The sequence below is a fragment of the Saccharopolyspora karakumensis genome, from assembly GCF_004349225.1.
Classification (GTDB): domain Bacteria; phylum Actinomycetota; class Actinomycetes; order Mycobacteriales; family Pseudonocardiaceae; genus Saccharopolyspora; species Saccharopolyspora endophytica.
This window is the reverse complement of the sequence record NZ_SMLA01000018.1, coordinates 80525-103359: the sequence shown is the minus strand read 5'-3', so window position 1 is coordinate 103359 and position 22835 is coordinate 80525. Positions and strand designations below refer to the sequence as shown.

At 69.7% G+C, this 22835-nt stretch carries 21 protein-coding genes; 6 read left to right on the top strand and 15 right to left on the bottom strand.

What is annotated here, in order from left to right:
* Positions 1–230: 230 nt before the first annotated feature.
* The 4 genes from E1202_RS14690 to E1202_RS14675 all read right to left on the bottom strand — a co-directional run bounded on the left by E1202_RS14690 (position 231) and on the right by E1202_RS14675 (position 5868).
* Positions 231–1334, bottom strand: coding sequence for an NAD(P)H-dependent flavin oxidoreductase (locus tag E1202_RS14690; RefSeq protein ID WP_132683612.1), 1104 nt, complete (start codon positions 1332–1334; stop codon positions 231–233).
* 11 nt (positions 1335–1345) lie between these two features.
* Positions 1346–2986: an acyl-CoA synthetase gene (locus E1202_RS14685; RefSeq protein ID WP_165943861.1), complete on the bottom strand. Its 1641-nt coding sequence runs from the start codon at positions 2984–2986 to the stop codon at positions 1346–1348.
* 158 nt (positions 2987–3144) lie between these two features.
* Positions 3145–4695 carry an acyl-CoA synthetase gene (locus tag E1202_RS14680; protein ID WP_132683611.1) on the bottom strand — a complete coding sequence of 517 codons (1551 nt, stop codon included), beginning with the start codon at positions 4693–4695 and terminating at the stop codon, positions 3145–3147.
* Between the two features lie 135 nt (positions 4696–4830).
* The gene (locus E1202_RS14675; protein WP_132683610.1) at positions 4831–5868 is read right to left on the bottom strand and encodes an LLM class F420-dependent oxidoreductase; all 1038 of its coding nucleotides are present in this window, start codon (positions 5866–5868) and stop codon (positions 4831–4833) included.
* A 91-nt stretch (positions 5869–5959) separates the two neighbouring features.
* Here E1202_RS14675 and E1202_RS14670 point away from each other — a divergent pair, with 91 nt between their 5' ends.
* The 5 genes from E1202_RS14670 to E1202_RS14650 are packed head-to-tail and all read left to right on the top strand — an operon-like array spanning position 5960 to position 10456.
* Entirely contained in the window at positions 5960–6916 is a 957-nt protein-coding gene (locus E1202_RS14670; protein ID WP_408006464.1) for a Zn-ribbon domain-containing OB-fold protein, read from the top strand.
* Between the two features lie 10 nt (positions 6917–6926).
* Positions 6927–7982 (top strand): thiolase domain-containing protein, encoded by a 1056-nt coding sequence (locus E1202_RS14665; RefSeq protein ID WP_132683609.1) that lies wholly within the window; start codon positions 6927–6929, stop codon positions 7980–7982.
* Complete coding sequence (locus E1202_RS14660) at positions 7982–9142, top strand: thiolase domain-containing protein (RefSeq protein WP_132683608.1); 1161 nt, start codon at positions 7982–7984, stop codon at positions 9140–9142. Before E1202_RS14665 ends, E1202_RS14660 begins: the two co-directional genes overlap by 1 nt.
* 1 nt (position 9143) lies before the next feature.
* Complete coding sequence (locus E1202_RS14655) at positions 9144–10013, top strand: TIGR03619 family F420-dependent LLM class oxidoreductase (protein ID WP_132683607.1); 870 nt, start codon at positions 9144–9146, stop codon at positions 10011–10013.
* 11 nt (positions 10014–10024) lie between these two features.
* On the top strand, positions 10025–10456 hold the full coding sequence (locus E1202_RS14650) for a nuclear transport factor 2 family protein (protein WP_132683606.1): 432 nt from the start codon (positions 10025–10027) through the stop codon (positions 10454–10456).
* Positions 10457–10733: 277 nt separating this feature from the next.
* On the opposite strand, the gene E1202_RS14645 is transcribed toward E1202_RS14650, so the two are convergent.
* On the bottom strand, positions 10734–11960 hold the full coding sequence (locus tag E1202_RS14645) for a cytochrome P450 (protein WP_132683605.1): 1227 nt from the start codon (positions 11958–11960) through the stop codon (positions 10734–10736).
* Positions 11961–12161: 201 nt separating this feature from the next.
* On the opposite strand from E1202_RS14645, the gene E1202_RS14640 reads away from it, so the two are divergent.
* Positions 12162–13292: a steroid 3-ketoacyl-CoA thiolase gene (locus E1202_RS14640; RefSeq protein WP_132683604.1), complete on the top strand. Its 1131-nt coding sequence runs from the start codon at positions 12162–12164 to the stop codon at positions 13290–13292.
* Between the two features lie 323 nt (positions 13293–13615).
* Here E1202_RS14640 and hsaB read toward each other — a convergent pair whose 3' ends face one another.
* The 10 genes from hsaB to E1202_RS14590 form a co-directional block, all read right to left on the bottom strand.
* Positions 13616–14170 carry a 3-hydroxy-9,10-secoandrosta-1,3,5(10)-triene-9,17-dione monooxygenase reductase subunit gene (gene hsaB, locus E1202_RS14635; RefSeq protein WP_132683603.1) on the bottom strand — a complete coding sequence of 185 codons (555 nt, stop codon included), beginning with the start codon at positions 14168–14170 and terminating at the stop codon, positions 13616–13618.
* Between the two features lie 11 nt (positions 14171–14181).
* Positions 14182–15087 carry an iron-dependent extradiol dioxygenase HsaC gene (gene hsaC, locus E1202_RS14630; protein ID WP_132683602.1) on the bottom strand — a complete coding sequence of 302 codons (906 nt, stop codon included), beginning with the start codon at positions 15085–15087 and terminating at the stop codon, positions 14182–14184.
* Between the two features lie 22 nt (positions 15088–15109).
* Positions 15110–15961 (bottom strand): 4,5:9,10-diseco-3-hydroxy-5,9,17-trioxoandrosta-1(10),2-diene-4-oate hydrolase, encoded by an 852-nt coding sequence (hsaD, locus tag E1202_RS14625; protein ID WP_132683601.1) that lies wholly within the window; start codon positions 15959–15961, stop codon positions 15110–15112.
* The gene (hsaA, locus tag E1202_RS14620) at positions 15961–17139 is read right to left on the bottom strand and encodes a 3-hydroxy-9,10-secoandrosta-1,3,5(10)-triene-9,17-dione monooxygenase oxygenase subunit (protein ID WP_132683600.1); all 1179 of its coding nucleotides are present in this window, start codon (positions 17137–17139) and stop codon (positions 15961–15963) included. Before hsaA ends, hsaD begins: the two co-directional genes overlap by 1 nt.
* Positions 17140–17169: 30 nt before the next feature.
* Positions 17170–18213 carry a 4-hydroxy-2-oxovalerate aldolase gene (gene dmpG / locus E1202_RS14615; RefSeq protein ID WP_132679270.1) on the bottom strand — a complete coding sequence of 348 codons (1044 nt, stop codon included), beginning with the start codon at positions 18211–18213 and terminating at the stop codon, positions 17170–17172.
* Positions 18210–19115, bottom strand: coding sequence for an acetaldehyde dehydrogenase (acetylating) (locus E1202_RS14610; RefSeq protein WP_132683599.1), 906 nt, complete (start codon positions 19113–19115; stop codon positions 18210–18212). Before E1202_RS14610 ends, dmpG begins: the two co-directional genes overlap by 4 nt.
* 213 nt (positions 19116–19328) lie before the next feature.
* Complete coding sequence (locus E1202_RS14605) at positions 19329–20105, bottom strand: 2-keto-4-pentenoate hydratase (protein ID WP_132683598.1); 777 nt, start codon at positions 20103–20105, stop codon at positions 19329–19331.
* Between the two features lie 110 nt (positions 20106–20215).
* On the bottom strand, positions 20216–21382 hold the full coding sequence (locus tag E1202_RS14600) for a lipid-transfer protein (RefSeq protein ID WP_132683597.1): 1167 nt from the start codon (positions 21380–21382) through the stop codon (positions 20216–20218).
* Positions 21379–21804, bottom strand: coding sequence for a MaoC family dehydratase (locus tag E1202_RS14595; RefSeq protein ID WP_132683596.1), 426 nt, complete (start codon positions 21802–21804; stop codon positions 21379–21381). Before E1202_RS14595 ends, E1202_RS14600 begins: the two co-directional genes overlap by 4 nt.
* A gap of 70 nt (positions 21805–21874) precedes the next feature.
* Positions 21875–22834: a bifunctional MaoC family dehydratase N-terminal/OB-fold nucleic acid binding domain-containing protein gene (locus E1202_RS14590; RefSeq protein ID WP_132683595.1), complete on the bottom strand. Its 960-nt coding sequence runs from the start codon at positions 22832–22834 to the stop codon at positions 21875–21877.
* Between the last annotated feature and the right edge of the window lies 1 nt (position 22835).

Here is a 22835-nt window from a genome sequence, read left to right as displayed (position 1 = left end):
GACCACCCGATCAGCTCCTCCAAGGCCACAGGCTCCAGACCCTGATTACCGCCGCAATCAGGCCCCCGACTACGGCGGTAATCCGGTCCCCCACCCCGAGAACGTCCGTAGTCGGAGCACCGAGTGCGGCAGCAATCAGGGTCTCGGCCGGAAAACCGCCGCAATCAGGTCGCCGGAAACCGCCGCAATCGGGTTGGTGATTGCGGCGGTTTTCCGGGTTGTGCTGGGGGTTAGCGGAGTTTGTCGAGGCGGGTGAAGGTTTCCTCCACTTCGCGGAGGAGGTCGTTGAAGACGTCGGCCACCGGGCGGATCTCGTTCATGCGGCCCACGATCTGGCCGACCGGCATGGAGACGGCCTGCGGGTCGCTGGCCCGCATCATGCGCTGGTGGGCGTCGCTGACGAGGATGTTCTGCAGCGGCATCGGCAGCGGCTGCGGGGCGTCCGGGGCCGCCCACGCCTCGGTCCACTTGGTCTTGAGCAGCCGGGCGGGCTTACCGGTGTAGATGCGGGAGCGGACGGTGTCGCTGGAGTTCGCCGCCAGCAGCGCCTCCTGGGTCACCGAGTCGCCCATGGTCATGCCGTACTCGGCCGTGGTGAGCCAGTAGGACCCCATCCACGCGCCCGAGGCTCCCAGCGCGAGCGCCGCGGCGATCTGGCGTCCGGTGCCGATGCCGCCCGCGGCCAGCACCGGAGCGCGGCCGCCGATGGCGTCGACGATCTCCGGCACCAGCACCATCGTGGCGATCTCACCGGTGTGCCCGCCGGCCTCGTGGCCCTGGGCGACGACGATGTCCACGCCGTTGTCGACGTGCCGCTGGGCGTGCTCGGCCTTGCCCGCCAGCGCCGCCACCAGGACGTCGTGGGAGTGGGCCTGCTCGATGATGTCCACCGGCGGCGAGCCCAGCGCGTTGGCGATCAGCGAGATCGGGTGCCGCAGGGCGACGTCGACGTGCGAGCGGGCCACCGAGTGCAGCCAGCCCAGCACACCGCCGCGCTCCTTCTCGTCCTCGGGCAGATCCGGGACGCCCAGCTCGTCGAGGGTCCGGTCGACGAACTCGCGGTGCTCGGGCGGGATCAGCGAGTCCAGGTCGACCTGGGTGCCCTCGGTGGGCACCTTGGCCGGCATGACGACGTCCACGCCGTAGGGCTTGCCTCCGGTGTTCTGGTCCATCCAGTCCAGGACGCGGTCGAGCTCGTCGGGGTCGTTGAACCGCACGCACCCCAGCACGCCGAGCCCACCGGCCTTGCTGACTGCGGCCGCGACGTGCTCGGACGGGGTGAACGCGACGATGGGATGTTCGATCCCGAGCGTGTCGCAAAGCGATGTGCGCATCTGCGTTCCTCTCAGCGCGCGGCGGATTTCCGCGAGGGCTGGTTGACTTCGGTGGGTTCGTGGGTCTCGGTGTGCTTGCGCGCCCACGGGTAGTCGGGCTTCCCGCTGGGCGAACGGGTGATCTGCTCGACCAGCCACAGGCTGCGCGGCACCTTGTAGCCGGCGATGACCTGGCGCGCGTGGGCGTCGAGCTCCGCCAGGCTCGGCGCGGCACCGGCGCGCGGCTGCACGAGCGCGGCGACGCGCTGGCCCATGCGCTCGTCGGGAACACCGACCACCAGCACGTCGAAGACGTCGGGGTGCGACTTCAGCGCGCTCTCGACCTCTTCGGGGAAGACCTTCTCGCCACCGGTGTTGATGGACATGTTGCCGCGGCCGAGCAGCGTGACCGTGCCGTCGGCCTCCAGCCGCGCGTAGTCCCCCGGGACGACGTAGCGCGTGCCCTCGACCTCGACGAACACCGAGGCGGACTTCTCCGGGTCCTTGTAGTAGCCCAGCGGCACGTGGCCGGTCTTGGCCAGCCAGCCGATCTGCCCGGTTCCCGGTTCCAGCGGCCGGTTGTCGTCGTCGATGACGATGAGCTTGCGGTCGGCGGTGACGCGGGGGCCTTCGGTCTGCACGCCGTCCTTGGTGACGATGCCGATGCCGCCGAAGCCGGTCTCCGAGGAGCCGATGGCGTCGGTGATCACCACGTGGGGCAGCGCGTCGAGGTACTGGTGCTTGACCGAGGTGGAGAACAGCGCGGCCGTGGAGGAGATCGCGACCACCGACGAGGCGTCGTAGTCGCCCTCGTGGAGCGCCTCGATCATCGGACGCGCCATGGCGTCTCCGACGATGGCCAGCACGTTGACCCCGTTGCGCTCGACGGCCCGCCACACCTCGTTCGGGTCGAACTCGGGGACGAAAACCGTGGTGGCGCAGGCGAAGAGGTTGCCGAAGGTGGCCCACTGGGCCGCGCCGTGGATGAACGGGGCCGCCGGTAGTCGCACCAGTCCACCGGTTTCCGCTCCGGTGCGGGCGAGTTCCCACTCGTCCTTGACGTATTCGCCCGTCATGAAGTCGATGCCGCCGCCGAGGACGCGCCAGACGTCCTCCTGGCGCCACATGACGCCCTTGGGCATGCCGGTGGTGCCGCCGGTGTAGAGCAGGTAGAGGTCGTCGGAGCTGCGCTCGGGGAAGTCGCGGTCGGCGCGCTGGGCGGCGAGCGCGGCCTCGTACTCCACGCCGCCGTAGCGGCTGTGGTCGGCGTCCGAACCGTCCTCGATCACTAGAACGTGATTCAACGCCGGAACCTGCGGGAGCACCTCGGCGACGTGGTCGCTGTAGCGCCGCTCGTGGACCAGCGCGACCATGTCCGCGTTGTCGAAGATGTACTGCAGCTCGGCGGGCACGTAGCGGTAGTTCACGTTGATCGCGACCGCGCGCAGCTTGTACGCCGCGAGCATCGCCTCCAGCGCTTCGATCGAGTTCCTGGAGTACACACCGATGTGCGCACCCGGTCCGACGCCCTTGGCGGCGAGGTGGTGGGCCAGCTGATTGGACCGCTGCTCCAGTTCCGCGAACGTCACCTGGCGCTCGCCGCAGACCACTGCGACGCGCTCAGGGACCATGTCGACTGCGTGCTCGAAGAGATCTGCGATGTTGAGTGCCACCCGAAAAAAGTAGAACGTGTTATCGCCAATGGCAAGGGGGCGGGAGCGCTACCGCGAAACGGGCGGTTCGCCATGGAAGAACCCGATGGGCAGCACGAAACCGCGTGCGGGGAGAGCGCTCCTGCCACCGCACGCGGTCGCGCACCGATCACCGCAGGTCAGATGGCCTTCTCGCGGCCTTCCCAGTACGGATCGCGCAGCTTGCGCTTGTAGAGCTTGCCGTTGGGATCGCGCGGCAGCTCATCGATGTAGTCGATGCTGCGCGGCACCTTGAACTTGGCCAGCCGCTCCTTCGCGTAGGCCAGGAGCTCCGCGGACAGCTCATCGCCCGCAGCGACGCCCTCGGCGGGCTGGACGACGGCCTTGACCTCCTCGCCCCAGTCGTCGTGCGGCACGCCGAACACCGCCACGTCGGCGACCTTGTCGTGCACCGACAGCGCGTTCTCGATCTCCGCGGGGTAGATGTTCACGCCACCCGAGATGATCATGTCGTTGCGCCGGTCGCACAGGTAGAGGTAGCCGTCGGAGTCGAGGTAGCCGACGTCGCCCAGGGTGAACAGGTCACCCACCCGCGCTTCCTGGGTCTTCTTCTTGTCGTTGTGGTACTCGAAGGTCGAGCCGCCCATCTGCATGTAGACGGTGCCGATCTCACCGGCCGGCAGCTGCTCGCCGTCATCGCCGAGCACGCTGACCACCGAACCCGGCCACGGCTTGCCCACCGAACCGGGCTTGCGCAGCCACTCGTCGGCCATGATCGTCGTGCCGCCGCCCTCGGTGGCCGCGTAGTACTCCACGACCACCGGGCCCCACCAGTCCAGCATCGCGCGCTTGACCTCCTGCGGGCACGGCGCGGCGCCGTGGATCATGGTGCGCAGCGAGGACACGTCGTAGCGCGCGCGAGTCTCCTCCGGCAGCGCCAGCAGCCGGTGGAACTGGGTGGGAACCATGTGGCTGTGCGTGACGCGGTGCCGCTCGATCAGCCGCAGCATCTCCTCGGCACCCCAGCGGTCCATCAGCACGGCCGCGTGCCCGAACTGGATGGAGATGCTCACGAAGTTGAGCACCGCCGTGTGGTACAGCGGCGACCCGCACAGGTGCACGTGATCGTCGAAGGGCTTGAGCCCGAAGACTCCGAAGAACCACGCGTTGGCCGCCGGGACGTCGTCCGGGTCGGACCCGCTCAGCGGCCTGCGCACGCCCTTGGGTCGACCGGTGGTCCCGGAGGTGTAGAGCATCGGCGAACCCGTGGTGCGCGCGTCGGGCCGCTTGGCGGGTTCGTCCGCGCCGAGGTTCGCCAGCGGCTGGAACCCCGGCACCTCGCCGACGGCGAAGCGCGCCGCGCTGGGCAGCCCGCTGCGCGCGGCGGCGTCGGAGGCGGCGTCGGCGAAGCGCTCGTGCGCGATGAACGCCTTGGCCCCGCTGTCCTCGACGATGTAGGCGACCTCGGCACCGACCAGGTGCCAGTTCACGGTCACCACGTACAGCCCGGTCTGGATCGCGGCGAAGTACGCGGCCAGCAGGTCCGCGCCGTTGGGCAGCATCAGCACGATGCTGTCGCCCGGTTCCAGCCCCATGCTCTGCAACCCGCGGCCGTACCGGTCGGCGGCGGCGGCGAGCTCGGCGTAGGTCACCGAGCCACCGTCCGGCGAGACCACGGCCGTGCGGTTCGGCTGCTGGTCGGCGATGTTCCACAGTCCTATGTCGGCCACGGCGGACTCCTGTCGACGGCGTGAGCTTTCCCCAGCCGAACAAACCTAGAACGTGTTGCAGTTGTTGAGCAAGGTCGCGGACCGAACCGGCTGCCGACACCCCGGCCCGCACCTCCACGACGCCGAGAACATATTTCAGTTCTGGACGGCGTCGGCGACCGACCGGACGTGCTCGACGTCGCGGCAGCCGACCAGCAGCACGTCCACGCCGGACTTCTCCCACACCGCGATCCGCTCCCGGACGTGGTCGCGGTCGCCGATGATGGCCACGTCGTCGACCACCTCGTCCGGCACCGCCGCCACCGCCTCCTCGCGGCGACCCGCGGCGAAGAGCCGCTCGATGTCGGAAACCGCCTCGTCATAACCCATCCGGCGGAACAGCTCGGCGTGGAAGTTCATCCCCGGCGCCCCCATCCCGCCGAGGTAGAGGGCCACCGACGGCTTGAGCTTGGCGCGCTCGGCCTCCGGGTCGTCGGTGACCACGACCTGGCAGGTCGCGGCCACCTCGAACTCCTCGCGGGTGCGGCGAGCACCCTCGCGGGCGAAGCCCTCGGCGAGCCACTCCTCGTACATCGTGCCGACCCGGGGCGAGTAGTAGACCGCGATCCAGCCGTCGGCGATCTCGGCGGTCTGCGCGACGTTCTTCGGACCCTCCGCGCCCAGCCAGATCGGCAGGTCCGGGCGCAGCGGGTGGGTGATGGGCTTGAGCGGCTTGCCCAGCCCGAGCGAACCGGGACCGTCGTAGGGCAGCCGGTGGTGCGGTCCGTCGTTGCGGATCGGCGCCTCGCGCGCCAGCACCTGCCGCACGATCGAGACGTACTCCCTGGTCCGGGCCAGCGGCTTGGCGAACGGCTGGCCGTACCAGCCCTCCACCACCTGCGGACCGGAGACGCCCAGGCCGAGGATCGCGCGGCCGCCGGAGAGGTGGTCGAGGGTCAGGGCGTGCATCGCGCAGGACGCCGGCGAGCGCGCCGACATCTGCGCGACCGACGTGCCCAGCCGGACCTCGCGGGTGTCCGAACCCCACCAGGCCAGCGGCGTGAAGGCGTCCGAACCCCACGACTCGGCGGCGAAGACGGCGTCGAATCCGACCCGATCAGCTTCGAGAACGAGTTCTTGAGCGTTTTGCGGTGGAGCAGCACCCCAGTACCCGAGCTGCAGTCCTACTTTCACTTGTGAACCTCCCTTTCCCGGCCGCCGGCGGACCCTGCCCATACTGCACCGGATATTGCCGGGATGGCGAGAACATGTTTCACTTCTGGTTGTGACTGGGATCTCCGAACCGCTCAGCGCCCCGCTCAACATCGGCTTCGACTACACCCGTTCGCTCGGGACCGTGCACGGCCGATTCGCCACGTCGCTGCGCGATGGCGGCATCATCGGCGTGCGCGGCAGCGACGGCCGGGTGCACGTGCCGCCCATCGAGTACGACCCGGACACCGCCGCCCCGCTGGACGACTTCGTCGAAGTCGGCAGCCAGGGCACGGTGGTGAGCTGGACCTGGATGCCCGAACCGCTGCCCGGCCAGCCGCTGGAGCGCGCGTTCGCCTGGGCGCTGGTGCGCCTCGACGGCGCCGACACCCCGCTGCTGCACGCCGTGGACGTGCCCGGCCCCGAGGCGATCTCCACCGGGATGCGCGTGCAGGTCCGCTGGGCGGCCGAGCGCGGCAACGGGATTCGCGACATCGCCTGCTTCGAACCCGCCGGCACCACAGAGCAGCTGGAACCGGCCGGGGGTGATCCGGTGACGATGCTGACCACACCGGTGAACCTCGACTACACCCACTCCGCCTCCCCGGAGGAGAGCCGCTACCTGGAAGGGCTCGTCGAGGGACGGCTGCTGGGCCAGCGCTGCCCCGCCTGCGCGAAGGTCTACATGCCGCCGCGCGGCGCCTGCCCCACCGACGGCGTGCCCACGGTCGAGGAGGTGGAGCTGCCCGACACCGGGATCGTGACGACGTTCTGCATCGTCAACGTCCCGTTCCTGGGCCAGCGCATCAAGCCCCCGTACGTCGGCGCCTACATCCTGCTCGACGGCGCCGACATCGCCTTCCTGCACCTGGTCCTGGGCTGCGAGGCCGATCAGGTGCGGATGGGCATGCGGGTCAAGGCGTCGTGGAAGCCGCGCGACCAGTGGGGCCACACGCTGGAGAACATCGACCACTTCGAACCGACCGGGGAACCGGACGCGGCGTTCGAAACCTACGCCCACCACCTGTGAAGGAGCTGGAATGACTGACGTCGCCGTCGTCGGCTTCGCACAGGCACCGAACGTGCGCGCCACCAGCGGCACCACGAACGGTGTCGAGATGCTGGTCCCCATCTTCCAGGAGGTCTTCTCCCAGACCGGGCTGTCGAAGTCCGACATCGGCTTCTGGTGCTCGGGATCGTCGGACTACCTCGCCGGACGCGCCTTCTCGTTCATCGCCGCGATCGACGCGATCGGCGCGGTCCCGCCGATCAACGAGTCGCACGTCGAGATGGACGCCGCCTGGGCGCTGTTCGAGGCGTGGGTGAAGATCCAGACCGGCGAGGTGGACACCGCGCTGGTCTACGGCTTCGGCAAGTCCTCGGCCGGGAACCTGCGCCGCACGCTGGCCCTGCAGCTCGACCCCTACTCGGTCGCGCCGCTGTGGCCTGACTCGGTGAGCATCGCCGGACTGCAGGCCCGGATGGGTCTCGACGCCGGGGACTACACCGAGCACGACATGGCCGAGGTCGCCGCGCGAAACCGCGCTTGCGCCAAGGGGAACCCGAGCGCGCAGATCTCCGGGGCGTTCGACCCGCAGGAGCTTCTGTCCGAGCCCTACCTCGCCGATCCGCTGCGCGCGCACGACTGCGCGCCGATCACCGACGGGGCCTCGGTGATCGTGCTGGCCTCCGCCGAGCGCGCCCGGGAGATCCGCGAGCGGCCCGCCTACATCGGCGGGATCCAGCACCGCATCGAGTCCGGCAGCCTCGGCGCCCGCGATCTGCGCCGCTCGGCCTCCACCGAGGCCGCGGGCACGGCGCTGGGCACCGACGGGGTCGAGATCGCCGAGCTGCACGCGCCTTTCACCCACCAGGAGATCGTGCTGCGCCGCGCGCTCGGGCTGGGCGAGTCGGTGTCGGTCAACCCCTCGGGCGGGGCGCTGTGCGGGAACCCGATGTTCGCGGCCGGGCTGTCGCGCATCGGCGAGGCGGCCACGCAGGTCTTCGAGGGCAGGGCCGGAAAGGTGCTGGCGCACGCGACGAGCGGTCCCGCGCTGCAGCAGAACCTGGTGTGCGTGATGGAGGGACGAGCCTGATGGGCAAGCAGTTGGCGGCCGTGCTGGGTACCGGCCAGACCCACCACACCAGCAAGCGGCTGGACGTCTCGATGGCCGGGATGTGCCGCGAGGCGGTGGACCGCGCGATGGCCGACGCCGGGGTGGACTGGCCGGACATCGACGCGGTGGTGGTCGGCAAGGCACCGGACCTGTTCGAGGGCGTGATGATGCCCGAGCTGCACCTGGCCGACGCGCTGGGCGCCACCGGGAAACCGATGCTGCGGGTGCACACCGCGGGATCGGTGGGCGGATCCACCGGCAACGTGGCGGCGAGCCTGGTGCAGGGCGGCGTGCACAAGCGCGTGCTGGCGGTGGCGTTCGAGAAGCAGTCCGAGTCCAACGCGATGTGGGCGCTGTCGATCGTCCCGCCGTTCAGCATGCCGGTCGGAGCGGGAGCGGGCGGCTACTTCGCGCCGCACGTGCGCTCCTACATCCGCCGCTCCGGTGCGCCGACGCACACCGGGGCGATGGTGGCGGCCAAGGACCGGCGCAACGGCGCTCGAAACCCCTACGCGCACCTGAAGCAGCCGGACATCACGGTGGATTCGGTGATGTCCTCGCAGATGCTGTGGGACCCGATCCGCTACGACGAGACCTGCCCGTCGTCCGACGGGGCGTGCGCGGTGGTCATCGGCGACGAGGCCAGCGCGAACGGCCGCACAGCGGCGTGGATCCACGCCACCGCGATGCGCACCGAGCCGACCACGTTCGCCGGCCGCGACCAGGTCAACCCCCAGGCGGGCAGGGACGCGGCGGCGGCGCTGTGGAAGCAGGCCGGGATCACCGACCCGCTGACCGAGGTCGACGCGGCCGAGATCTACGTGCCGTTCTCCTGGTTCGAGCCGATGTGGCTGGAGAACCTCGGTTTCGCCGCCGAGGGCGAGGGCTGGAAGCTCACCGAAGCCGGCGAGACCGCCATCGGCGGCCGCATTCCGGTCAACCCCTCGGGCGGGGTGCTGTCCTCGAACCCGATCGGCGCCTCCGGTCTGCTGCGCTTCGCCGAGGCGGCGCGGCAGGTCACCGGCGATTCCGGGGAGAACCAGGTCGACGGAGCCCGGATCGCGCTCGGCCACGCCTACGGCGGCGGTTCGCAGTACTTCTCCATGTGGGTCGTCGGATCGAACAAACCGGGAGCCTGACATGAAGTTCACGATGTCGGTGGCGATGACGCCGCTGGACCAGCTCGTCGAGCTCGCGCGCACCGCCGAGGAGTGCGGGTTCGCCTCGGTCGCGCTGCCGGATTCGCTGTTCTACTCCGAGAAGGTCTCCGCCGAGTACCCCTACACGCCCGACGGGTCCCGGATGTGGGACGCCGACACGCCGTGGGTGGATCCGCTGATCGCCACCGCGGCCATGGGTGCGGCGACCTCGCGGCTGCGGTTCTACACCTCGGTGCTCAAGCTCGGCCCTCGCAACCCGGTCCTGCTGTCCCGGCAGCTGGCCTCGGTCGCGTCGATGACCGGCAACCGCTTCGGCCTCGGGCTCGGGCTGGGCTGGGCGCCCGAGGAGTTCGAGTGGTGCGGTGCACCGTACGCCAAGCGCGGAGCGCGGGTCGACGAGATGATCGAGATCATCCGGCTGGTCCTGGGCGGCGGAATGGTGGAGTACCACGGGAAGTTCTTCGACTTCGACAAGCTGCAGATCTCCCCCGCGCCGTCCGAGCCGATGCCGATCTACGTCGGCGGGCACACCGAGCCGGCTCTCAAGCGCGCCGCGCGGGTGGGAGACGGCTGGGCCTCGGCGATGATGAAGCTCTCCGAGCTGCGCGAGACGATCGACCGGCTCGGCGAGCTGCGCGCCTCCTACGACCGCGCCGACGTGCCCTTCGAGATCCAGGCGGTGTGCATCGACCGGTTCGGCGTCGACGGCTACCGCGAGCAGGCCGAGGTGGGCGTCACCGACGCGATCGTGGTGCCGTGGATCTTCGACGGGCACGGCTTCGACGCCCCGCTGGAGGCCAAGAAGGACTCCATCCGCAAGTTCGCCGCCGAAGTCATCGAGAACGTCTGAGGAGGCCGGAGATGAGCGGAGTGCACTGGAAGGCGACCCGCGAGTCGCATCCCGCCCGCGACGCCGCCATGGCGTCGATGGAGGCTGTGGCACGGGGCGCGAAGGACGAATGGCTCGCGCTGTTCGCCTCCGACGCGGTGGTGGAGGACCCGGTGGGACCGTCGGTGTTCGACCCCGACGGCAAGGGGCATCACGGGCGCGAGGGGATCTCGGCGTTCTGGGAGATCGCGATCGCCCAGGCCGAGCGCATCGAGTTCCACATCGAGGACTCCTTCGCCTGCGGCAGCGAGGTCGCCAACACCGGCAAGATCACCACCCACCTGCCCGACGGCTCGGCGATGGACGCCGAAGGCGTCTTCTCCTACCGCGTCAACGACGAGGGCCGCATCCAGGCCCTCAGGGCCTTCTGGGAGTTCGACCGCGCAGTGGCCACCCTGCACTGACCCCGAACCGATGGCGCCGTTCCCCCGCGGGGGAACGGCGCCGTCGCATCTCCGGGGAACCCGATCACCACGTCGCGGCCGACAACGACCCGCTCCGCCCGCTCACCCCACAACATGCCTCGACCCCCGCACCGGTTCACGATTCCAGTGGAAATCAGGGACCCGACTTCCACTGAAATCGTGGAACCAGCCGGCGGGGCGGGACCGCGGTGCCCCGGCCCTCGGGGCTGGACACCGTCGGGTCACCGGTGCTCGGGATGGCGGAGCGCCGTCGGGGTCAGCGGTACTGGACGCGGTACTCCTTGATGCCGTTGAGCCAGCCGGAGCGGAGCCGGCGGGGCTCTTCCAGCTGCCGGATGTCGGGCATGTGGTCGGCGATGGCGTTGAAGATCAGATCCATCTCCAGCCGCGCCAGGCTCGCGCCCAGGCAGTAGTGCGCGCCCGTGCCGCCGAATCCGACGTGCGGGTTCGGGTCGCGGGTGATGTCGAACTTCTCGGGCTGGTCGAAGACCTCGGGGTCGAAGTTGGCCGAGCTGTAGAACATCCCGACCCGCTCGCCCTTCTTGATCTGCACCCCCGACAGCTCGGTGTCGGCCATCGCGGTGCGCTGGAAGGACACCACCGGGGTGGCCCAGCGGACGATCTCGTCGGCGGTGGTCTCCGGGCGCTCGCGCTTGTACAGCTCCCACTGGTCGGGGTTCTGCATGAAGGCGTGCATGCCGTGGCTGATCGCGTTGCGCGTGGTCTCGTTGCCCGCCACCGCCAGCAGGATCGTGAAGAACCCGAACTCGTCGTCGCTGAGCGCGCTGCCGTCGACGTCGGCCTCGACGAGCTTGGTGACGATGTCGTCCATCGGGCACTTGCGCTTCTGGTCGGCCACGCCCATGAAGTAGCCGAGCATCTCCGCGGCGGCGGTCTCCGGGTCGATGTCGTACTCGGGGTCGTCGTAGGCGACCATCTGGTTGGACCAGTCGAAGATGTCCTTGCGGTGGTCCTGCGGCACGCCCAGCAGCTCCGCGATCGCCTGCAGCGGCAGTTCGCAGGCGATGTCGGTGACGAAGTCGCCCGTGCCGGACTCCAGGGCTCCGGAGGCGATCGCCTCCGCCCGCTGGTGCAGCACCTCCTTGAGGCTGTTGACCGCGCGCGGCGTGAACCCGCGCGCCACCAGGCGCCGCACCTTGGTGTGCTCCGGCGGGTCGATGTTGAGCATGACGAACCGCTGCATCTCGATCTGCTCGCGGGTCATCTCCTCGTTGAACCGGATGATCGCGGTGTTCTCGTAGGTCGAGAACACGTCGCTGCGCCGGGAGATCTCCTTGACGTCCGCGTGCCGGGTGACGACCCAGTACCCCTCGTCGTCGAAACCCGACTTCCGGAACGGTTGCTTGTTCCACCAGATGGGCGCGGTACGCCGGAGCTCCGCGAATTCCTCCAGCGGCACCCGCTCGGAGTAGAGGTCGGGGTCGGTGAAGTCGAAGCCTTCCGGAAGGCTCGGTGCTACCACGGCTACCTCCTGCGCTGCACGAACTGAAACGAGTTCTATGTGAAGAGAACCACAAGAAGCGGGTTCGGTAAACCCCTTTCACCGCACATGAATCCCACAGCCAAAGGGAAAGATCGTTTGGCGATCGACCGCACCATGGCGCATGGGGATAACATGTTCTAGATTTGAGCCGGCAGTGATCGCGGGTGAGAGGAGATTCAGGTGGGCACTCCGGTGATCGTGGAGGCGGTGCGCACGCCGATCGGCAAGCGCAAGGGCTGGTTGTCCGGGCTGCACGCCTCGGAGATCCTCGGCGCCGCCCAGCGCGGCCTGCTCGACCGCGCGGGCATCGACCCGGCGTCGGTGGAACAGGTCATCGGCGGCTGCGTCACCCAGGCGGGCGAGCAGGCGGGCAACATCACCCGGACCGCGTGGCTGCACGCCGGACTCCCCCGGGAAACCGGCGCCACCTCGATCGACGCGCAGTGCGGATCGGCGCAGCAGGCCACCCACCTCATCGCCGGGCTCATCGCCACCGGCGCCATCGAGATCGGCGTCTCCTGCGGCGTCGAGGCGATGACGCGGGTGCCGCTGGGCAGCAACATCGGCACCGACGTGGGACGCCCGAAGCCCGATTCCTGGGACATCGACCTGCCCAACCAGTTCCTGGCCGCCGACCGCATCGCGGCCCGCCGCGGCATCACCCGCGACGACCTGGACCGGTTCGGCGTCCGCTCGCAGGAGCGGGCCCGGCTGGCGTGGCAGGAGGGGCGCTTCGACCGGGAGATCGTCCCGGTCCGCGTCGGCGACGACGAGGCCACCCGCGACCAGGGGCTGCGCGAGACCAGCCTCGACGCCCTCGGCGGTCTCAAGCCCGTCCTCGACGGCGGGCTGCACACCGCGGGCAGCTCCTCGCAGATCTCCGACGGCGCGGCGGCTCTGCTGCTCATGGACTCCGACCGCGCCCAGGCCCTGGGACTGCGCCCGCGCGCCCGGATCGTCTCGCAGTGCCTGGTGGGCGCCGAGCCCTACTACCACCTGGACGGTCCGGTGCAGGCCACCGAGCGGGTGCTCAGCCGCAGCGGCATGAAGATCGGCGACATCGACGTCTTCGAGGTCAACGAGGCGTTCGCCTCGGTCGTGCTGTCCTGGGCCGGCGTCCACGGGCCCGACCTGGACCGCGTCAACGTCAACGGCGGCGCCATCGCGCTGGGCCACCCGGTCGGCAGCACCGGCGCCCGCCTGCTCACCTCGGCCCTCCACGAGCTCGAGCGCAGCGACGGCACCACGGCCCTGGTCACCATGTGCGCAGGAGGAGCCCTCTCCACGGGCACCATCATCGAACGACTCTGACCACCGCAAACGCGGGCCGCCTCGACCACCCACCCGAGGCGGCCCGCGCGCTCACCACCCACAACAACCCCGACCACCGGCCTCACGAAGCCGCCCGAGAACACGACTCCCCACCCAGCCGCGCTCAGCGGAGGGGCGGGGAGCGTCGGATTACCGCAGTGATCGGGTCCCCGAACACGGCCGCAACCCGTCCCCCGTTTACGGCGGTATTCCGGGTTACCGGATTACCGCCGTGTTCCGGTACCTGATTGCTGCGGTGTTCAGGGTTCGGTTCGCGGCCGTGTTCGTGAAAGCCGGCGCGTGGGTTGTCGTGGGATCGGGTTTCAGAGCCAGTCGTCCGGGGTTCCGGTGAGGAAGTCCTCCGGCCAGTACTGGGCCGGGGTGGTCGGGCGGGTGATGCCCGTGTAGGCGCCCTTGTAGAACAGGAGCGGGTCCTCCTCCGTGGCCTCGCCGAGGGTGTGGACCCTGCCGAGGACGACGTGGTGGTCACCGCCGTCGAGGACCGACTCCACGGCGCAGTCGAGCCACGTGAGGGCACCGTCGAGGACCGGGGAGCCCGAGGGCGCCGGGGACCAGGTCAAGTCGGCGAACTTGTCCTCGCCCCTGCGGCCGAACACCGTGGAGACGTCGCGCTGTCCTGCCGCCAGGACGTTGACGCAGAAATGGCCGGCGCGGTCGATCAGCGGCCACGTGCGGGAGGTCTTGCCCGGGCAGAACAGCACCAGCGGCGGGTCCAGGGACAACGCCGAGAAGGACTGGCAGGCGAAACCCACCGGCTCTCCGTCGCAGACGGCGGTCACGACCGTGACGCCGGTGCAGAAGTGCCCGAGCGTCCGCCGGAACGCGGCGCCGTCGACCTCCGGGACCACGGCTTCCATCGCCCCTCCCCTCACTGCGGCCGGTTTCCGACGCTGAAGTCGTGACCCCACAGGCTGACCGCCGTGCTCTCGCGGGCGATCCAGTCATCGTCGTCGACCTGCCTTCCCTCGCAGCCGAATTCGACGTCGAACCCGCCCGGGGTCTTCATGTAGAACGACAGCATCAGGTCGTTGACGTGCCTGCCCAGCGTCGCCGACATCGGCACCTTCCGCCGGTAGGCGCGGTCGAGGGTGAGCCCGACGTCGTCGACGTCGGCGACCTCCACCATCAGGTGCACGATGCCGCTGGGCGTGGGCATCGGCAGGAACGCCAGGCTGTGGTGGCGCGGGTTGCAGCCGAAGAACCTCAGCCACGCGGGATCGCCGTCGGCGGGCCTGCCGACCAGCTCCGGCGGCATCCGCATCGAGTCGCGCAGCTTGAACCCGAGGACGTCGCGGTAGAACCGCAGCGCCGCCTCGTCGTCGTGGGTGGACAGCACCACGTGCCCCAGGCCCTGCTCGTCGGTGACGAACGTGTGCCCGTAGGGGCTGACGACCCGCCGGTGCTGCAACGCCGCGCCGTGGAAGACCTCCAGCTCGTTGCCCGAGGGGTCGCTGAAGCGGATCAGCTCCATCACCCGCCGGTCCGCGAGCTCGTCGGCGGTCCCCTCCTTGAACGGAACCCCGTTGGCGTTCAAGGAGTCCCGCACCTCCTGCAGGCCGGCCGCGTGCTCGGCCTCCCAGCCGGCGTGCAGCAGCCGGTCCTGCGAACCGGGCACGATCACCAACCGCGCCGGGAAGTCGTCCATGCGCAGGTACAACGCGTCCGGGTCGTTCCCGCTGCCCTCGACCATGCCGAGGACCTTCAGGCCGTACACCCGCCACGCCTCGATGTCGGTGGCCTCGATGCGCAGGTACCCGAGCGAGCGAATGCCCATGGTCGAACCCTCCCTTGCCAAGTCAGTCGATCAGGAAATCTCGGGTGATGCGGTTGAACTCGTCGAACTTCTCCAGCTGCGCCCAGTGCCCGCAGCGGCCGAACACGTGCAGCTGCGCGCGCGGGATGAGCTTGAGCGCCACCAGCGCCCCGTCCAGCGGGTTGACCCGGTCCTCGCGTCCCCAGATCAGCAGCACCCGCTGCCGCAGCTTGTAGGCCTCCCTCCACAGCAGGCCCTCCTCGAAGGACTCCGGCTGGGAGAAGGACTTTCCCATCGCCTTCATCGCGGCCAGCGATTCCGGTGCGCTCGCAGCGGCGAAGCGCTCGTCGAGCAGTTCCTCGGTGATCAGCGACTGGTCGTAGACCATCGTCCGCAGGAACGCTTCGAGCTTCTCCTTGGTCGGTCCGGGCGGCGCCGCGAACTGGCCGAGCTTCTGCACGCCTTCGGTGGGGTCGGGCGCGAACACGTTGATGCTCAACCCGCCCGGCCCCATCAGCACCAGTCGGCCCGCGCGCTCCGGGAAGTTCAGCGCGAAGCGCACCGCGGTGCCGCCGCCGAGCGAGTTGCCCAGCAGGTGCGCCTTGTCGACGCCCAACGCGTCGAAAAGCTCATTGAGCGCGTTGGCGCTGTGGGTGAAGTACTGGCCGTGCTCGGTCGGTTTCGACGACTTGCCGAACCCGGGCTGGTCCACGGCGATGACGTGGAACTCCTCGGCGAAGGCGGCGATGTTGCGGCTGAAGTTGCTCCACGCCGACGCCCCGGGCCCACCGCCGTGCAGCATGACCACAGTGGACTCGTTGTCGACTCCGGCTTCGTGGTAGTGCAGCGTCAGCCCGGAGGGCAGCGTCGCGCCCTGGCTCTTGATCTCCACCATCAGACCATCGAATCCTTCACCGGTAGACCGAATTCCCCGCTGCCGAACATCGTGTAGGCGCGCTCGGCGTCGTTGGCCGCGTGCACCCGGCCGGCGTGCGCGTCCCGCCAGAACCGCTGGATCGGCGTACCGGCCTGCAACGCCCGGCCGCCGGAGTTCTCGAAGAGCCGGTCCACCGCGGAGATCGCCCGCGCGGTGCCGCGCACCTGGTCGCGCCGGGCCTTGAGCCGCAGCGACATCGGCACCTCCTCACCGGCTTGGAGCAGGGCGAGCTCCTCGGCGATGTTGGTGGACAGCTGCAGCCACGCGGCGTCGATCTCGCTGGCCGCCTCGGCGATGCGGACCTTGGCGAACGGGTCGTCCTTGGCCTGCTCACCGGCGTAGGCGGCACGGACCCGCTTGGCCTGGTGCTCCACGTGCGCGTCGTAGGCGCCCTGCGCCATGCCGATGATCGGGGCGGTGATCGTCGAGGGGTGCACCGTTCCCCACGGCAGCCGGTACAGCGGCGCGGTGTTGATCTCGTGGCCGGGGCACTGGGTCTTCGACATGGCCATGAAGCTCAACGCCCGGTGGGAGGGGATGAACACGTCGTCCACGACGATGTCGTTGCTGCCGGTGCCGCGCAGGCCGACGGTGTCCCACACGTCGTTGATGGTGTAGTCGCCCAGCGGCAGCAGGTAGGTGCAGAAGTCGACCATCTTGCCCTCGCCGTCGAGCGCGGGCCCGCCGACGAACACCCAGCCGGCGTGGTCGCACCCGGAGGAGAAGCTCCACTTGCCGGACAACCGGTAGCCGCCGTCGACGACGGTGGCCTTGCCCATCGGCGCGTAGGAGGAGGAGATCCGCGTGGTGGTGTCCTCGCCCCAGACGTCGTCCTGCGCCTGCTGCGGGAACAGCGCCAGGTGCCAGGGGTGCACCCCGAGGATGGAGGCGACCCAACCGGTGGAGCCGCAGGCGCTGGCGATGAGCTTCACCGCGGTGTAGAACTCCACCGGGTCGGCCTCGTAGCCGCCGTAGCGCTTGGGCTGCAGCAGCGCGAAGAAGCCCGCGTCCTGCAGTTCGGCGATGGATTCCGCCGGGACCTTGCGGCCGTCCTCGGCCTGCTGCGCGCGATCGCGCAGCGAGGGAAGCAGCTTGCGCACCGCTTCGAGAACTTCTGTGCTGTCCCGCTCACTCATGCAGCGCTCCGTTCGAGAGTTCGGGTCGTGTCACTCGGCCTGTTCGCGCTGGAGCTCCAACGCGATGTCGATCAGCTGGTCCTCCTGGCCGCCGACGAGCTTGCGCTCACCGGCTCGGACCAGCAGCTGCGCCTGGCTGACGCCGTAGCGCTCGGCCTGGTTGGCGGCGTGCTTGAGGAAGCTGGAGTACACCCCGGCGTAGCCCATCATCAGCGCGGAGCGGTCCAGCAGGCATTCTTCGGGCATCGCCGGGCGCACCACGTCCTCGGCCGCGTCGGCGATGGCGAAGAAGTCGACCCCGGTCCGGAACCCGAGCTTGTCGCACACCCCGACGAAGGCCTCGACCGGCGTGTTGCCCGCTCCGGCGCCGAAACGCCGTGCGCTGCCGTCGATCTGGACGGCACCGGCACGTGCGGCGGCGACCGAGTTGGCCACGGCGACACCGAGGTTCTCGTGGCCGTGGAAGCCGATCTGCGCGTCACCGCCGATCTCGGCGTCCAGCGCCGAGACCCGTTCGGCGACCTGCTCGAGCACCAGCGCACCGGCGGAGTCGACGACGTAGACGCACTGGCAGCCGGCGTCGACCATGATCCTGGCCTGCTTGGCCAGCACCTCCGGCGGCTGGGAGTGCGCCATCATCAGGAATCCGACGGTCTCCATCCCCTGGTCGCGCGCGAGCCCGAAGTGCTGCACGGACACGTCGGCCTCGGTGCAGTGGGTGGCGATCCGGCACACCGAGGCGCCGTTGTCGCGCGAGATGACGATGTCGTCGGTGACGCCGACGCCGGGCAGCATCAGCACGGCGATCTTGGCGTTGCGCGCGGTCTCGGCGGCCAGGGTGATCAGCTCCTGCTCCGGCGTGCGGGAGAAGCCGTAGTTGAAGGAGGATCCGCCGAGCCCGTCGCCGTGGGTCACCTCGATCACCGGCACACCGGCGCCGTCGAGCGCGGTGACGATGTCGCGCACCTCGTCGGCGGTGAACTGGTGGCGCTTGTGGTGCGAGCCGTCGCGCAGCGAGGTGTCGGTGATGCGCAGGTCCAGCTCGTCGCTGTAGGTCTTGGGCAGTCCGGTCACCGCGCGGCCTCCTTCTGCAGCGCCCCGGTGCGGGCGAGCTCGTCGCCGACCCGCACCGCGGCGGCGGTCATGATGTCGAGATTCCCGGAGTACTTGGGCAGGAAGTCGCCCGCGCCTTCGACCTCGACGAACACCGCGACGCGGGCCTGACCGCCGGTGACGGCCGAGGGCGGGTCGAACTGCGGCTCGGACAGCAGCCGGTATCCGGGGACGTACTCGGCGATGTCGGCGGCCATGCGGGTGATCGATTCGCCGATGGCGTCGGTGTCGGCGTCGGCCGGGATGGCGCAGAAGATGGTGTCCCGCATGATCATCGGTGGGTCGGCGGGGTTGAGCACGATGATCGCCTTGCCGCGCTCGGCTCCCCCGATGACCTCGATGCCCTTGGCGGTGGTGCGGGTGAACTCGTCGATGTTCGAGCGGGTTCCGGGCCCGGCCGACACCGAGGAGACCGAGGCGACGATCTCGGCGTAACCGACCGGGACGACTCGCGACACGGCGTGCACGATCGGGATGGTCGCCTGCCCGCCGCAGGTGATGAGGTTGATGTTGGGCGCGTCGAGGTGCTCGTCGATGTTGACGGGCGGGACGACGTAAGGCCCGACGGCGGCCGGCGTGAGGTCGATGGCGCGGATGCCGCGCTCGGCGTAGCGCGGCGCGTTGGCCTTGTGCACGTAGGCCGAGGTCGCCTCGAAGACGATGTCCGGGGTCTCGTTCTCCAACAGCCAGTCCACGCCCTCGGCGCTGGTGGTCACGCCCAGGTCGACCGCGCGGCGGAGGCCGTCGCTGTCCGGGTCGATGCCGATCATCCAAGCCGGTTCGACGTGTTCGGCCCGGCTGAGCTTGTAGAGCAGGTCGGTACCGATGTTGCCCGACCCGACGATGGCCGCCTTCGCGGTCATGACGCCCTCCTACGAGTGTGTCGAAGTCCTTTTGCGCATGAGTGCAGGTAGGAGAACCCGAGGGGCTCCGTGGACTCCGCGCGCCACTCCTGATGTCCGCCAATGCACGGCGTCGCGGCGCGCTCGCCGCGAAGCCCCTCAGAACCTCCGGCGGTGCAAGCTGCTTGCCCACTCGCCACAAGAGAAAGCGGCTCCGCCACTTCGATGCACCCCCTAGGGCTTCGCGGTGAGATCGACGGTGCCGAGACCGGTGAACTCGGCGCGGAAGACGTCGCCCGGCAGCAGGTCGATGGCGCGGGTGCAGGAACCGGGCAGCACGACGTTCCCGGCGCGCAGCCGCACCCCGAAACCGGCGACCTTGTTCGCCAGCCAGGCCACGGCGGTGGCGGGGTTGCCCAGCACCGCGTCGGAACGTCCCTCGGCGACGACCTCGCCGTTGCGGTGCAGGACGGCGTCGATGCCGCGCGGGTCGAGCTCGGCGGGCGCCACCCGCTGCGCTCCGAGCACGTAGCCGGCGGAGGAGGCGTTGTCGGCGATGGTGTCGGCGATGCCGATGCGCCAGTCGCGGATCCGGCTGTCGATCAGCTCGATCGAGGGGATCAGCGCCTCGGTGCGGTCGAGCACGCCCTGCTCGTCGCAGTCCGGCGGGATGTCCTCGGCCAGCAGGAATCCGACTTCGACCTCCACGCGCGGGTAGCAGTAGGCGCGGGCATCGATCGGAACGTCCTCGGCCAACCGCATGTCGGCGAGCAGGTGACCGTAGTCGGGTTCGTCGACGCCCATCATCTGCTGCATCGCCGGCGAGGACAGCCCGACCTTGTGCCCGGCGACGGCGATGTCGCGGCGCCGGATGTTGATCAGCTGGATCTCGTAGGCGTCGACCACGTCGATGTCCGGGTGCGACTCGACCAGCGGCGGGATCGGGTCCCGATCCCGCTCGGCCCGCCACAACCGCTCGGCGAGCCCTTCCCGGGTCTCGGCACTGAGCATGCGACCTCCCCGACCCCGAATGGAACAGGTTCCCCATCGCACTGGAACCGGTTCACGTGCTGTTACGCGCTACATCATACCGCCTGACGCGGCAAAATCTATAACATGTTTCAGTTCGCCGTGAGGACGAGTCCGCTGGTGGGGACGCCGGTTCCCGCGGTCACCAGAACGTTGTTCACGTCGTCGACCTGGTTGACCGCCGCGCCCCGGATCTGTCGGACCGCCTCGGCGATGCCGTTCATCCCGTGGATGTAGGCCTCACCCAGCTGACCGCCGTGGGTGTTCAGCGGCAGCCGCCCGCCGTGCTCGATGGCACCGTCGGCGATGAAGTCCTTGGCCTCACCCCGGCCGCAGAACCCGAGTTCCTCGAGCTGGACCAGCACGAACGGCGTGAAGTGGTCGTAGAGGATGCCCACCTGCACGTCCTGCGGACCGATCCCGGACTGCTCCCACAGCTGCCGCGCCACCAGGCCCATCTCCGGTAGACCGGTGATGTCGTCGCGGTAGTAGCTGGTCATGGTGAACTGGTCCGGCCCGCTGCCCTGGGCGGCCCCCGCCACGACCGCAGGCGGGTGGGCCAGGTCGCGAGCGCGGTCCAGGCTGGTCACCACCAGCGCGACCCCGCCGTCGCTCTCCTGGCAGCAGTCCAGCAACCGCAGCGGCTCGGTGATCCACCGCGAGTTCTGGTGGTCCGCCAGGGTGATCGGCCGCTCGTAGAACCAGGCGTTCGGGTTCGTGGCGGCGTGCTTGCGGTCGGCGACCGCGATGCGGCCGAAGTCCTCGCTGGTCACGCCGTAGGAGTGCATGTAGCGGCGGGCGAACATGGCCACCTGCGCGCCCGGTGTGCCCAGGCCCATCGGGTAGGACCAGCTGTTGTCCACGCCCGTGGAGGTCGCCTGCCGGGACAGCCCGGCGTTGAACTGGCCGAACCGCTGCCCGGAGCGCTCGTTGAACGCGCGGTAGCAGACCACGACCTCGGCCATCCCGGTCGCCACCGCCATCGCCGCCTGCTGCACGGTCGCGCAGGCCGCACCGCCGCCGTAGTGGATGCGGCTGAAGTAGCTCAGGTTCGGGATGCCGACCTCGCGGGCCACCGCGACCTCGGTGTTGGTGTCCATCGTGAAGGTCACCAGGCCGTCCACATCGGACGGTTCGATCCCGGCGTCGGCCAGCGCACCGCGCACGCACTCGGCGGCCAGTTGCAGCTCGCTGCGCCCGGAGTCCTTGGAGAACTCGGTCGCGCCGATGCCGGCGATGGCGGTCTTCCCTGAGATCATCGGGCCACCTCCGGGAGTTCCAGCCGCACCCGGCCGGTGACGTGGGTGCCGAGCTGGTTGCGGCCCAGCACCTCGATCACGAACACCTCGTCACCGCGTTCCAGCACCTGTCCGTGCAGGGTGAGCGTGTCGTAGGCGTAGCAGGGAACGCCGAGCTTGATCGACACCCCGCGCACCAGCGCCTCGGGGCCCGCCCAGTCGGTGACGTAGCGCTGCACCAGACCGGTGGTCGTGAGGATGTTGAGGAAGATGTCCTCGGATCCCTTGGCCTGCGCCAGGTCCCGGTCGTGGTGCACGTCCTGGAAGTCGCGGGTGGCGATGGCCGTGCTGACGATGAAGGTGGGAGTCGCGTCGATGCGCTCCTCCGGCAGCGCGTCGCCGATCGCGACCTCGCCCACCGTGCGTGTGCGCGTCAAGGTCATGCTGCCTCCAGTGTTCTGCGGGACACCCGCACCCGGTCGGACGAATGAGCACGCGAAGCGGAAGTGTCACTCATGCGTCCTCCGAAGGTCTCCAGCACGGCAGGGTGAGTTCGTCATCAACGCGCTGGTAGGCGACCTGGACGCGCTGTCCGATGGTCACGTCGTCGGGCTCGACCTCGTGCAGTTCGCCGAGGATTCGCACGCCCTCGTCGAGCTCGACCAGCGCGATCAACAGGGGCAGCTTCTTGCCCGGGATCGCCGGCCGGTGGTGCACGACGTAGCTGTAGACCTCGCCGAGTCCCTCGGAGACCAGGTGCGTGCGCTTGGTGGCCCCGCACTCCGGGCACATCGGCCCCGGCGGGTGGCGCAGCAGCCCGCACCCGCCGCAGCGCTGGATGCGCAGCTCTCCCGCGGCGGTGCCCTCCCAGAAGTAGGCGGTGTCGCGGTTGATCGCGGGACGGATGACCTCGGCCGGCGGCTCCGGTTCCGGCGCGGCCTCAGCGCTGGTGGCTTCGGCCGGTGTGAACTTCAGGACCCGGAACATCATCTCCGCCACCGGTTCGTCACCGGCGTACCAGGTGTTGCGAGTGGTGACGAACCAGCCCTCGCCGAGCCCGGTCGTCTTCGGCCCGACCACCGAGTCGAGCTTGGTGGTGACCGCGACGTGCTCACCGTGCTCGAGGTAGCGGTGGTAGGTCTGGTCGCAGTTGGTCGCGACGACCGAGGTGTACCCGGCCTCGTCGAGCTCGCCCATCATGGCGTAGAGCGGGTCGTCGGGGTCGCGCTGCGGGTTGAGCCCGCCCATCGTCCACACCTGCGCCATCGCCGGCGGCGCGACGAGTCCACCGTGGACGGACTCGGCCGCGGCCTCCGCCGAGGTGTAGACGGGGTTGTCGTCGCCCATCGCCTCGGCCCAGTTGTTGATCATCGGCAGGTTGACCGGATCGCGCGCCGGACGCGGTGCGCTGGGACCGCGCTCGGCGATCCGCTTCGCCGCCAAGCGGATCTCGTCGGCCTCGGTGCTGGTCATG

Excerpts from the sequence above, each read along its gene's own strand:
- E1202_RS14610 (WP_132683599.1), bottom strand. The coding sequence starts at position 19,115 with ATGACCGCGAAGGCGGCCATCGTCGGGTCGGGCAACATCGGTACCGAC.
- hsaB (WP_132683603.1), bottom strand. The coding sequence starts at position 14,170 with ATGGAAGCCGTGGTCCCGGAGGTCGACGGCGCCGCGTTCCGGCGGACG.
- E1202_RS14665 (WP_132683609.1), top strand. The coding sequence starts at position 6,927 with ATGACTGACGTCGCCGTCGTCGGCTTCGCACAGGCACCGAACGTGCGC.
- E1202_RS14660 (WP_132683608.1), top strand. The coding sequence starts at position 7,982 with ATGGGCAAGCAGTTGGCGGCCGTGCTGGGTACCGGCCAGACCCACCAC.
- E1202_RS14605 (WP_132683598.1), bottom strand. The coding sequence starts at position 20,105 with ATGCTCAGTGCCGAGACCCGGGAAGGGCTCGCCGAGCGGTTGTGGCGG.
- E1202_RS14590 (WP_132683595.1), bottom strand. The coding sequence starts at position 22,834 with ATGACCAGCACCGAGGCCGACGAGATCCGCTTGGCGGCGAAGCGGATC.
- hsaA (WP_132683600.1), bottom strand. The coding sequence starts at position 17,139 with ATGAGTGAGCGGGACAGCACAGAAGTTCTCGAAGCGGTGCGCAAGCTG.
- E1202_RS14600 (WP_132683597.1), bottom strand. The coding sequence starts at position 21,382 with ATGATCTCAGGGAAGACCGCCATCGCCGGCATCGGCGCGACCGAGTTC.
- E1202_RS14595 (WP_132683596.1), bottom strand. The coding sequence starts at position 21,804 with ATGACCTTGACGCGCACACGCACGGTGGGCGAGGTCGCGATCGGCGAC.
- hsaC (WP_132683602.1), bottom strand. The coding sequence starts at position 15,087 with ATGGGCATTCGCTCGCTCGGGTACCTGCGCATCGAGGCCACCGACATC.
- E1202_RS14690 (WP_132683612.1), bottom strand. The coding sequence starts at position 1,334 with ATGCGCACATCGCTTTGCGACACGCTCGGGATCGAACATCCCATCGTC.
- hsaD (WP_132683601.1), bottom strand. The coding sequence starts at position 15,961 with ATGGTGGAGATCAAGAGCCAGGGCGCGACGCTGCCCTCCGGGCTGACG.
- E1202_RS14655 (WP_132683607.1), top strand. The coding sequence starts at position 9,144 with ATGAAGTTCACGATGTCGGTGGCGATGACGCCGCTGGACCAGCTCGTC.
- E1202_RS14650 (WP_132683606.1), top strand. The coding sequence starts at position 10,025 with ATGAGCGGAGTGCACTGGAAGGCGACCCGCGAGTCGCATCCCGCCCGC.